This is a genomic window from Streptomyces chisholmiae (genome assembly GCF_031845445.1).
Lineage (GTDB): Bacteria > Actinomycetota > Actinomycetes > Streptomycetales > Streptomycetaceae > Streptomyces > Streptomyces chisholmiae.
In genome coordinates, this window is sequence record NZ_JAVREO010000028.1 from 45646 (window position 1) to 57182 (window position 11537).

The 11537-nt window shown below is 72.7% G+C and carries 10 protein-coding genes; 5 read left to right on the forward strand and 5 right to left on the reverse strand.

Annotated features, from left to right (window positions below):
- Nucleotides 1–71: 71 nt before the first annotated feature.
- Nucleotides 72–347, reverse strand: a complete 276-nt coding sequence (locus RM844_RS30085; RefSeq protein WP_311670596.1) for an Atu4866 domain-containing protein — start codon at nt 345–347, stop codon at nt 72–74.
- A 390-nt stretch (nt 348–737) separates the two neighbouring features.
- Nucleotides 738–1412 (reverse strand): hypothetical protein, encoded by a 675-nt coding sequence (locus RM844_RS30090; protein WP_311670597.1) that lies wholly within the window; start codon nt 1410–1412, stop codon nt 738–740.
- A gap of 346 nt (nt 1413–1758) precedes the next feature.
- Here RM844_RS30090 and RM844_RS30095 point away from each other — a divergent pair, with 346 nt between their 5' ends.
- The 4 genes from RM844_RS30095 to RM844_RS30110 all read left to right on the forward strand — a co-directional run bounded on the left by RM844_RS30095 (nt 1759) and on the right by RM844_RS30110 (nt 6287).
- Nucleotides 1759–2514, forward strand: coding sequence for a (5-formylfuran-3-yl)methyl phosphate synthase (locus RM844_RS30095; protein WP_311670605.1), 756 nt, complete (start codon nt 1759–1761; stop codon nt 2512–2514).
- 206 nt (nt 2515–2720) lie between these two features.
- The gene (locus RM844_RS30100) at nt 2721–4106 is read left to right on the forward strand and encodes an aldehyde dehydrogenase family protein (protein ID WP_311670598.1); all 1386 of its coding nucleotides are present in this window, start codon (nt 2721–2723) and stop codon (nt 4104–4106) included.
- Nucleotides 4103–5209, forward strand: a complete 1107-nt coding sequence (locus tag RM844_RS30105) for an NAD(P)-dependent alcohol dehydrogenase (protein ID WP_311670606.1) — start codon at nt 4103–4105, stop codon at nt 5207–5209. Before RM844_RS30100 ends, RM844_RS30105 begins: the two co-directional genes overlap by 4 nt.
- A gap of 172 nt (nt 5210–5381) precedes the next feature.
- A complete protein-coding gene (locus RM844_RS30110) occupies nt 5382–6287 on the forward strand; it encodes a class I SAM-dependent methyltransferase (protein ID WP_311670599.1) in 906 nt (301 codons plus the stop codon).
- Nucleotides 6288–6358: 71 nt separating this feature from the next.
- Here RM844_RS30110 and RM844_RS30115 read toward each other — a convergent pair whose 3' ends face one another.
- Nucleotides 6359–7336, reverse strand: a complete 978-nt coding sequence (locus RM844_RS30115; RefSeq protein WP_311670600.1) for a DMT family transporter — start codon at nt 7334–7336, stop codon at nt 6359–6361.
- Between the two features lie 124 nt (nt 7337–7460).
- Here RM844_RS30115 and RM844_RS30120 point away from each other — a divergent pair, with 124 nt between their 5' ends.
- The gene (locus RM844_RS30120) at nt 7461–8357 is read left to right on the forward strand and encodes a LysR family transcriptional regulator (protein ID WP_311670601.1); all 897 of its coding nucleotides are present in this window, start codon (nt 7461–7463) and stop codon (nt 8355–8357) included.
- Nucleotides 8358–8529: 172 nt separating this feature from the next.
- Here RM844_RS30120 and RM844_RS30125 read toward each other — a convergent pair whose 3' ends face one another.
- Entirely contained in the window at nt 8530–9042 is a 513-nt protein-coding gene (locus tag RM844_RS30125) for a hypothetical protein (protein WP_311670602.1), read from the reverse strand.
- Between the two features lie 12 nt (nt 9043–9054).
- Nucleotides 9055–11537, reverse strand: a 2483-nt coding sequence (locus RM844_RS30130; protein ID WP_311670603.1) for an RHS repeat-associated core domain-containing protein, incomplete at its 5' end; no start/stop codon positions are given.

The window sequence follows — 11537 nt, forward strand, 5'->3', positions numbered from 1 at the left end:
TCGTCGGTTTCCGGCGGCCGTTTCCGGCGTCGGACGCCGCGCGGGAGTCGACGCCTTCGACGCGGGGAACGCTACCGGGCGGCCTCGTGGGCCTGGCTGCCCTCCCGGTAGAAGAGGTAGCCGCCGTGGTGGAGCACGTCGCCGTCGAACTCGCCGTCCGCGGTGAAGCCGGTGTCGTCCCAGTAGTCGATGTGGTCGCCGGTGACCTGGTAGCGGCCGGTGTAGGCGCTTTCGCGTTCGCCGCGCGCCTCGTCGTAGCGACCGTTGCGCAGCAGCTCCTGGCGGATGTGCCCGTCCGCGGTCACCCACATGCCCACGTAGGGGTGGGCGTGTTCGTCGTTGGTCACGGTTTCCTGTCCTGTCTCCGGGGTCGGGGGGTCGGTGCGGGAGTCGGCGGCGTGGCAGCCGGCGGTCAGGGCCAGCGCCAGGAGCGCGAGCGCCGGGCGACCGACCGGGCGCCAGCCGGTCGTCCGGCCGCACCGACGGGGGCGGACGGCACGTCGAAAGGTCGGGTTCCGCGTCGCGGGCCCGGTGGGTTGGCGCATGGGTCTCCTCCGCTGTGCGGGTGCCGGTCGGTGGGGCCGGCCGCCGCGCTGGACGGCGGACCGGCCCTGGGTCACGACCCTGGCCGCGCGCGGGCGCCGGTGCCAGGCCCCGCCACACCGGGACCTGGCACACCCAGGCTCCGGCGCTCGCCCCAACGGGCCACGCCCGCACCGGCGTTGGCGGGCCGGCCGTCAGTCCGGTGCGTCGTGCTCCGTGTCGTTCCAACGGCGCCACACGTGCCGGGTGTTGGGCAGTCCGGGGTGGTCGAGGAGCCAGCGCACGTAGCCGGCCTGGCGGCGGGCCCAGGGGTTGGCGGTCCGGGCGGCGGCCGTGAGCCGGTCCCTCAGGTCGGCGCTGTCGACGGCGCGGGCCACGCCCACGTAGCCACGGTCCTTGCACCGGTAGGGGCGTTGGACGGCCAGCTCCACGAGGTCGGTGAGCTTCGCCCGCACGGGGGTGGCGTGTTCGGGCACCGCGAGGTCGCGCAGCAGGCGCTCCTTCGTCCCCCACTTCTTCGCGTGCCGGGTCCACTCCCGGGGGTGCCGCGCCTCCCACTCCAGGTAGAGCAGCGCGTAGGGCAACCCGGGCCAGTGCCGGATGTCGTCCGCCCGGGAGCGGCTCCACAACGCGTCGGGCAGCACCCGGGCCTTGGCCGCCTGCCACCCGGCGAACGCCTCCCTGACCCCCGGGGCCGCGTAGTTCGACCGGGTCTCCCGCAGCAGCGCGTTGAACCGGTCCCCGGCCGCCTGGTCCCGGGCCCGTTCCTCGGCCAGCCGGGCCAACGCGGCCTCCCGCCGGGCCCGTTCGTCGGCGATGAGCCCGTGCGCCCAGCCAAGTCGCGCGTCCCAACCACTGGCACCGGCCACGTCCCGCGCTCCTCTCGCCGCCACCCCCGAAGGCATCCGGAAAGGCTCCCTGGAGGCCCCCGGAGACCACCCGTCGGTGCCTCGTCCGGCTGACCAGTCTGCCCCGTGGCCGCGCCGCCGGCCCGCCGGTGCCCCCGGCCGGGGTGGTCCCGTCGGCGCTGGGCCGAAACGCTTCCGCACCCCCGGCGCGCACCGGCGCACAGTGCGTGGAACGAGCGCCCCTCGGGTGTTTTTCACGCCCTACCGACGGCTTCGGGCTGCGTGAATGATGAGCGCGCCGCACAGGAACCAGGTGATCCGCACCCCTGCCCCCGGGCAGGCGGCCCTGCGGCGGAAGGAGCCCATGGTGTTGCTTCTCATCTCCCCGGACAGCGTCGAGGAGGCCCTCGACTGTGCGAAGGCCGCCGAACACCTCGACATCGTCGACGTCAAGAAGCCCGACGAGGGCTCGCTCGGCGCCAACTACCCCTGGGTCATCCGGGCGATCCGTGAGGCGGTCCCGGCCGCCAAGCCGGTCTCCGCCACCCTGGGCGACGTCCCGTTCAAGCCCGGCACGGTGGCCCAGGCCGCGCTCGGCGCGGTCGTCTCCGGCGCCACCTACATCAAGGTCGGGCTCTACGGCTGCACCACACCCGAGCAGGGGGTCGAGGTCATGCGCGGGGTCGTCCGGGCCGTGAAGGAGTACCGACCCGAGGCGCTCGTCGTCGCCTCCGGCTACGCCGACGCCCACCGGATCGGCTGCGTCAACCCGCTGGCGCTGCCCGACATCGCGGCCCGCTCCGGCGCGGACGCGGCCATGCTGGACACCGCCATCAAGGACGGGAGCCGGCTGTTCGACCACGTTCCGCCGGACACCTGCGCCGAGTTCGTCCGGCTGGCGCACGCGGCCGGGCTGCTGGCCGCCCTCGCGGGCAGCGTCAAAGAGGCCGACCTGGGCACGTTGACCGGCATCGGCACGGACATCGTGGGGGTGCGTGGCGCGGTCTGCGAGGGCGGCGACCGCGATGCAGGAAGGATTCAGCCCGGGCTGGTGGCCGCGTTCCGGGCCGAGATGGACCGGCAGGCCCGGGAGCACGCGGCCCGCGTCCCGGCCGCGAACTGACCACCGGCATGCCGAGCCCCGAACGCGCCCCCGGCCCCGGCGGCCTGGTCACCTCCGCACCCGCACCCGCACCCGCATCCGCACCCGCATCCGTCCCCGCCGCCGCATCCGATCGCAGCCCCGAAACCGTCCCCGAATCCGCCCCCCAACCCGGCCCCCTCGCGGAACCCACCTCCGCCCGCCGTTCCGCCCCCGGCCCCGCCGCCGTGCGCCGGCGCCCGGCCGCGCGGTTCGGCGTCGTCGACCCGGCCACCGGGAAGGTCTTCGACGAGGCCCCCGACCAGGGGGCCACCGAGTTGGACGCCGCCGTCGACCGCGCCCGCCTGGCCTGGCCCGGCTGGCGCGCCGACCCGGCCGCCCGGGCCGCCGCGCTGCGGGCGGCGGCCGGCGTCGTGGAGGCGGCCGGCGACGAACTCGCCCAGCTGCTCACCCGGGAACAGGGCAAGCCGCTGGCCGAGTCCGCAGCCGAGGTGGCCCGAACGGCGGCCCGGCTGCGCTACTTCGCCGACCTGGCCCCCCGGACCCGGCGGATCAGCGACGGCCGGCCCGTGCACAGCGAGGTCCGCTGGCGCTCCCTCGGGCCGGTCGCCGCGATCGTGCCGTGGAACTTTCCCCTCCAACTCGCGGCGGCGAAGTTCGCGCCCGCGCTGGCGGCCGGCAACACCGTGGTGCTCAAACCGTCCCCGTGCACGCCGCTCGCCACCCGGCGGCTCGGCGCGCTGCTCGACCGGGCCCTGCCCGCCGGCGTGTTGACCGTGGTCACCGGCCGAGAGCCGCTCGGCGCCCGGCTCGCCGGCCACCCGGGCATCCGCCATGTCACCTTCACCGGCTCGGTGGCCACCGGGCGGGCCGTCGCCGCGGCGGCCGCCGACTCGCTCGCCCGGGTCACCCTGGAGCTGGGTGGCAACGACGCCGCCGTGCTGCTGGACGACGTGGATGTGGACCGGATCGCGGACCGGCTGTTCTGGGCCGCGTTCCGCAACTGCGGGCAGGTCTGCGTGGCGGTCAAACGCGTCTACGCGCCGGCCCGGCGGCACGCCGAGGTCGTCGAGGCACTCGCGGGACGCGCCAGGGCCGTCGCCGTCGGGGCCGGCCTCGACCCCGGGACCCAACTGGGGCCGGTCAACAACGCCGCCCAGCTGGCCCGCGTCGAGCGGCTCACCCGGCGGGCCCTGGCGGACGGCGCCCGGGCGGCGGCCGGCGGGCACCGACTGGACCGTCCCGGCTACTTCTTCGCCCCCACCGTCCTCACCGACGTGCCGCCCGACAGCCCGGTGGTGACCGGGGAACAGTTCGGCCCCGTCCTGCCGGTGCTGCCCTACCGCGATCTCGACGAGGCCGTCGACGCGGCCAACAACACCGGCTACGGGCTGGGCGGTTCGGTCTGGGGCACCGACCTGGACCGGGCCGAGGCGGTGGCCGAACGGCTCGACTGCGGCACCGCCTGGATCAACCAGCACGCCGAGATGTCCCTCGCGCAACCCTTCGCCGGTGTGAAGGACAGTGGCGTGGGCGTCGCGGGCGGGCCGTGGGGCCTCTACGGCAACCTGCGGCCGTTCGTCGTGCACCGGCCGCGGGACGCGGGGTGCTGAGGTACCGGGCGGCCGTGCTGCGCTCGTACCAGGGCCCGTTCGCCGTCGAGGAGGTGACGCTGGCCGGGGCACCAGCCGCCGGCGAACTGCTGGTCGAGATCGCCGGCTGCGGGATGTGCGCGACCGATCTCGCGGTGCGACGCTCCGCCGGCCGTAGCCCGCTGCCGGCGGTGCTCGGCCACGAGGGGGCCGGCGTCGTGGTGCGGACCGGCGGCGGCCGGGACGGCGCGATCGGCGTCGGCGACCACGTGGTGCTGAGCTTCGACTCCTGCGGCCACTGCCGTGGCTGCCGGGCCGCGGCGCCCGCCTACTGCGACTCCTTCGCCGCCCTCAACCTCTTCGGCGGACGCCAGGACGACCCGCCGCGGCTCACCGACGCGACCGGCGGCGCGCTGGCGCCGCGGTGGTTCGGCCAGTCCTCGTTCGCCGAGTACGCGCTGGTCCCGGCCCGCAACGCGGTCCGGGTCGACCCGGCGCTCCCGGTCGAGCTGCTCGGGCCGCTCGGCTGCGGCTTCCTGACCGGCGCCGGCGCCGTGCTGAACACCTTCCGGGTCGGCCCGGGCGAGCCCCTCGTGGTGCTCGGCGCGGGGGCCGTGGGCCTGGCCGCCGTGCTGGCGGCCACCGCCGCCGGCGCGCTGACCGTGGCCGTGGACCGGCACCCGGAACGGCTGGCGCTGGCGGAACGGTTCGGCGCGGTCCCGCTGTCCGCCGAAACGGCCCTGCTGCCCGAGCGGATCCGTCGGCTGACCGACGGGGGCGCGCGGTACGCGCTGGACACCACGGCCGCGCCGTGGCTGGTCGACGCGGCGCTCCGGGCGCTGCGCCCGACCGGGACGCTGGGCCTGGTGGCCCGGTTCCACACCCCGCTGTCCCTCGCACCCGACACCCTGACCGGCGGCCGCGGTATCCGTCACATCTGCGAAGGAGACGCCGTGCCAAGCCTGTTGGTCCCGCAGCTGATCAGGCTGTGGCAGGTCGGCGACTTCCCCTTCGACCAACTGGTCCGCACCTACCCGCTCGCCGACATCAACGAGGCCGAACGCGACTGCGCCGCGGGCCGGGTGGTCAAACCCGTCCTGCTCCCGGAGCGCACCGGTGGATGACCGCGGCGCGCGGCACCCCCTTCGCGCGCCGCCCCCGGACCCGAGCGCCGTCCCCCGGAACCCGCTGGCCCTCGAACCCGTGCGCCGCCCCGAACCCCCGGCGGGCCGACGCCCGCCAGCCCCGCCCACCACCCCCGTGGACAACCGTCAACACCCTCGCAACGGAGACAGCATGGTCAACACGACGCAGCGCCCCCCCGACCTGGAAGGCGTGGACGGAGGGGTCGGCCTCACCGCCCTCCTGGTCGCCGCGGCCCGGGCGATCGAGACCCACCGCCACGACAGCCTGGCCCGCGACGTCTACGCGGAACACTTCGTGCGCGCCGCCCCGGCCTGCGCGGCCTGGCCGGTGCGCATCCAGCAGGTGCCGGACGGGGACGGCAACCCGCTGTGGGGCCGGTTCGCCCGCTACTTCGGCCTGCGGACCCGGGTGCTCGACGACTTCCTGCTCCGGTCGGTCGGCGCCGGCGCCCGCCAAGTGGTGCTGCTGGGCGCCGGGTTGGACACCCGCGCCTTCCGCCTCGACTGGCCGTCCGACCGGGTGGTCTTCGAGATAGACCGGGCCGGTGTGCTCGCCTTCAAGCAGCAGGTGCTCGCCGACCTGCCGGCCACCCCGAAGGTCGCCCGGGTCACCGTCCCGGTCGACCTGCGCGGCGACTGGGTCACCGCGCTCACCGCCGCCGGCTTCGACCCGACCGAGCCGAGCGTGTGGCTCGCCGAGGGGCTGCTCTTCTACCTGCCGAGCACCGCCGAAACCCGGCTGATCGAGACGGTCGACGCCCTGACCACGGCGGGCAGCGCGCTGGCCTTCGAGGTCAAGCTGGAGAAGGACCTGCTGGCCTACCGGGACAGCGCGACCTACACGGCGACCCGTGCACAGATCGGCATCGACCTGCTCGCTCTCTTCGACCGCGGGCCGCGCCCCGACTCCGTCGGTGCCCTGACGGCCAGGGGCTGGTCCACCAGGACGCACACCCCCTTCGAGTTCACCCGGCGGCACGGACGTGGCCCGCTCCCCGAGCCCAACGACGCGCTGGAGGGCAACCGTTGGGTGTTCGCCCACAAGCCCAGGCCCTGAACCGGGACCACCCGCGGCCCTGACGGGGGCGATCCTTCGCCCTGACGGGGGCGTCGCCGCCGGCGCGCCGGCTACTCGCCGCGCGCGCCCGCGGGGACGCGCCCCCCGGGGCCACCGCGCCCCCCGCGCACGCGCGGCCAGCGCACGCCGCCGCGCCCGGGCGCCGGCGCGGCCCGTCGCGTCAGCCCGACCCCCAGCAGCACCACCGCCATCCCCAGCACCACCCGCGCGCTCAGCTCCTCGCCGAGCAGCAGCACCCCGAGCAGCACCGAGACCACCGGCAGCAGATACCCGACCACGGCCGCGTTGGTGGCGCCCTCGTCGTTGATGATCCGGCAGGTGAGGTGGAAGGTGACCGCGGTGCAGAAGACGCCGAGCACCAGCGCCGCGACCACCACCAACGGGCCGGGGTCGACCGGCGCCAGGCCGCCGCCGACCGGCAGCGCGACCGCCGTCAGGCCGCTGGCGGCGACCAGTTGGGCGGCGGACAGCGAGAGGGTGGGCGTGCCCCGGCGGACCAGGGTGCGCCCCAGGTAGTGGAACGCGACGGCGTAGCTGGCCGCGGCCCCGAGGATGGCGACCGCGCCCCACCCGGTGGCCGCGCCCGACTGCCAGGGCGCGAAGACCAGGACGGTGCCGGCGAAGCCGAGCAGCAGGCCGGCCAGCCGGGCGGGTCCCGGGCGGGACTCGGAGCCGAGCGCCAGGCCCAGGGCGATCGACCAGAGCGGCGTGGTGGCGTTCAGCACGCCGGCCATCCCCGAGTCGACCGTCTGCTGACCCACGCTGAACAGCGCGAACGGCAGCGCGTTGCAGAAGAAGGCCGCGACGGTGAGCTGCCGCCAGACGGTCCGGCCCCGGGGCAGCCGGTGCCCGCGCGCCCGGCAGGCCACCACCAGCACCAGCGCGCCCAGCACGCAGCGCGTGAACGTCACCTGGAGCGGGGCGAGTTCGCGCAGGACGATGTCGATCCAGAGGAAGGTCGAGCCCCACAGCGCGGCGAGCACGGCCACCCGCGCCCAGCCCCGCGGACCCGGTGTGCTGGCGGTCACGCGCGTCTCCGTTCGTCCGGTCGTTCCCGGCCCGGTGTTGACCCGGGCCCGACCCTTCGACGGTGCCCCAGCGGTCCGTTGAGAACAAGCGAAGAGTTCTACGCACTCCGTTAAGCTGTGCTACATGCTCGATGTGCGGCGCCTCCAGGTCCTGCGCGCGGTGGTCGCCAGCGGCACGGTCACCGCCGCCGCGGCCCACCTCGGCTACACCCCGTCCGCCGTCAGCCAGCAGATCGCGGCGCTGGAACGGCAGGCCGGCACCGCGCTGTTGGAACGGGTCGGCCGCGGGGTGCGGCCCACCGCGGCGGGGCTGCTCCTCGCCGAACACGCGGCGCTGATCGGCGCGGCCGTCTCCCGCGCGGAGTCCGCCCTGGCCGACCTGACGGCCGGCCGCACCGGCCAGCTGGCCGTCCGCTACTTCGCCACGGCGGGCGCCACCCTGGTGGCCCCCGCGCTGGCCCGGCTCCGCGCCGCCCACCCCGGCGTCCGCGCCGACCTCCAACTCGCCGACCCGGCCGACCCGCTGCGGGAGATCCGCCGGGGCCAGGCCCACCTGGCCGTGCTGGTGCACCCGCCGACCCGGCCGCCCGACCCGGGCGTTCGCCTCGTCCACCTGCTCGACGACCCGTACGCGGCGGTGCTGCCCGCCGGCCATCCGCTCGCCGAGACGGAGCGGGTCGAACTGGGCGCGCTGGCCACCGAACCGTGGGTCGGCAGCGAACCGCCGGGCCCCTGCCTGCAACCGGTCATCGACTCCTGCGCCGCCGCCGGCTTCAGCCCCGACTTCGTGGTCCAGAGCGAGGACTACGCCACGGCCCAGGGCTTCGTCGCGGCCGGCCTCGGCGTCGGCCTGATGCCCCGCCTCGGCCTGCGCACCCCCCACCCCGGCGTGGTCATCCGCCCCGTCCACAACCCCGAACCGATCCGCACCATCTCCGCCGCCGTCCGCGACCCCACCCCCGACCAACCGCCCCTGCGCACCCTCCTCCACGCCCTCCACACCACCGCCACCACCGGCTGACCCGCGCCAGCCCCCGCTCCTGCCGCTCGTCCCGCGGCCACGCCCGCTCGCGGCCAGCGGCCGGTTCCCTCGCCGCACCGCGGAGGCACCAGGCCGGTCCCGGGAGCGCCATATCGCGAGTAACGAGGTCTGCTGATCGGCATTCCCTGGACTGGGGACAGGGCGCTGGCACCTACCAGCCAGCAGGAGGGGTGAGGCGCGGTTCGACCTGGCGTACCTCGACGCAGACGCCCAGCGAGGGATCGGGGGGTGCGACGCCGACCGTGAAACGCCTGTTTGGAAACCGCGCCTGCAACTTGGCCTGCCATGGCTCGGACAGCAGGGATACCAGGGCGAGTTCGGCTTCCTGGCTCGCGGCGAGGGGCTCTCGCCAGTGGGAGAAGAGGTAGGGGATCTCGAAGTAGTTGAAATTGTTGACGAAGCTTTCCCACTCGGTCTGGGAACGCCCGGGCGCTTCGCGTGAGATGCGCTCGTCGACCAGGCGAGCCAGCTCCGCCTCGCCGTACCCGTCGAGATCGACGAACGCCGCGCCTCGCACCTCCAGGATGGGCGGCCAATAGAGCCAGTGATAGGGGATTGCCTCTACCACGGCGCCGAGCTTCGAGAGCCACTCCAGGGGAGCTGTGGCGTCGGTCTCGGGGTGGGCTGCCCGGAGGATGTCGAGGGGGTCGGGTGTTGTCTCCACGTGTGGCGCTCCTCAGTAGCCCAACGGTAGGTTCTCGCCTGTCGCGGGTTCGCCCCGACCTCCCCCGGTGGGGTAGTAGATCGGCGGATTCACCGGACCGTGAGGTCTACCTGTACCACGGAATCTGGGACCGACCTGCCATCCATTTGGGCTTCGAGGCTCCTCAAGCCAGGTCTGGTACCGGATGACGCGGCCACTGGCGTCGCGTTCGAAGACGGTGTGACTCCCGGTGGCATTGGGATCTCGCTGAAGATGTTGCGCCCGCGGCTTCTTACCGGGCGGAGGATGGGCCGCCAGCCCCAACGGATCGGTCCCGTAGAGCGGGTTGTCGACGTAAGCGTAGGCGTTGGGGCCGGGCTCCAGACCGATCGGGTCTGGGGTGGCGTACCGCCCGATGAGCGGGTCATAGTGGCGATGGAAGTTGTCATGCCAACCGGTTTCTGGGTCGGCATACTGCCCTGGGAAGCGGAGCGGTGTATCGGTTCGGCCGTTGTCGTGATCGCCGGAGCTTGAGATGCCCCATAGTGTGGCCTTTCGCCTCCAGGCGGTTCTCCCCGCCTCGTCGACGAGTTCCTCGGGGGTCCCGACCAGATCCGTGATAATGGCGAAGAAGCGATGGTCAATCTCTGACTGTGGGGCGTACTCGCTCTGCGCGAGGGGCTGAAGACCGTCGTAGTCCCAGGTGAGGGTTCTCGTCCCGCTGTTCTTGGGGCCCCGCGCCCTGGTCTGCTCGACCAGCGTGCTGTCCTGCCAGGTGAAGATGACCTGTTCCTCGATCTTACCCTCGGAGTTCAGCCGTTCCTTGGCAATACGTCGCCCAAGCGGATCGTAGCGGTATCGCCACACGACACCCTTCGGGGTGACGACCTGTGTCAGCCGGTCCTCCGCGTTCCACGTGTAGCGCCAGGTGTCGGGACGTTTGGAGAGCCGGAGTTTCTGGCGTACGACGACGCGTCCGGCACCGTCGTATTCATAGCGCAGGCGACCCGCTCGTGTTAACCGGGAACCTTCATAGAAACGTTGCCCATGAGCTTCCGGTTCACTGCCGAAGGACCAACGGGCGGCGATCTGGTTGCCAACGGCGTCGTACGTGTACGCCTCACCACCGGTCGGTGCGTGGACGGCCGTGATGCGGCCTACTGAATCGAGTTCGAGTTGTGTGGTGTGGCCGCCATGATCATCGCGAGCGACCAGATGGTGATCACTTCGATAGGCGAAGGACCTTTGCCACACGTCTTGTTGACTGAGCGAAAGACGTTGGCTGGTCAGCCGCCCGGCGGTGTCCCAGTCAAGCGTCAGGTCGAGTTCGGACCCGATCCGGCGTCCAACCTCACGCCCGAGAACGTCACGTTCGAACGTCATGCGGTGTTCGGCCGTCTCAAGAGCCGCGAGGTGACCTGCTCCGTTGTAGCGCTTCGTGCTCAGGTGGCCCGAAGGCGTGACGCGGGAGACAGGACGGCCCAACTCGTCATAGGTGATCTTGAGCGCCCGCCCGTTCACCGTCTCATCTGTGACCCGTCCCGCCCGATCACGTTTGATGACCAGCGTGCATTCACGGTGGTCGGCGCGGACGACGCGTCCTTGCCGATCGTAGGTGTAGCGAGTGGTCTCACCATCGCAGTGCTTGGCGATCATGTTGCCCAGTGGGTCACGGTCGAACGTGACAGTTTGACCGTGGCCGTTCACCCGCTCCGCCAGCTGCCCAGCAGGATCGTATCGGTAGGAAACACTGCGGCTGTCGAAATCAGTCTCCGTCGTCAAACGACCAGCGGCGTCGTACGTGTAATTCCACGTGGATCCCTTCGGGTTGACCACTCCTGTCAGTCGCAGCTCGGTATCCCGGGCGAACTCGTAGCGCGAACCATCTGGATCTGTCTTGGCGACAGGGAGATCGAAGGGGCCGTACTCGAATTTTGTGACAGCGCCGTTCGCATTGCTGTGGCTGAGCAGATTCCCCTCTGCGTCCCAGGTGTGGATCTCGGTTCCGCCGAGCGGGTCAGTGCGTCGGGTCGGCCACCCCTCCCGGGTGTACTCCATGCTTTCTGTCTGGCCCAGTGGACCAATGGCCTTCGTCACGCGGCCCGAATGATCACGCGTGAAGTTTGTTCTCGCTTCGTTGGGGTCAATGACGGCTATGGCCAGTCCTGCCGCGTTGTTGCGAAACCGAGTTCTCTGCCCAAGGGCGTCGATGGTCTCCGTGAGTGCTCCGTGGAAGTCGTAGGCGTAACGAGTACGGCTTCCCATCGGGTCGACAAGGATCGTGCGGTTACCACGTTCGTCAAATGCCTGCCGCCAGACGACCTCGTCCGGCTCTCGCACTTCGGTGGGCAGTCCAAGCAGGTTGTATTCGGTATGGATTTCGCTGCCGTCTGGGCGGGTGATGGTGGTGAGGTCGCCGTGTTGGTTGTAGGTGTAGTGGGTGGTGTGGCCGAGGGGGTTGGTGGTGGTGAGGGTGTGGTCGTAGCGGTCCCAGGTGTGGGTGGTGGTGTGGCCGA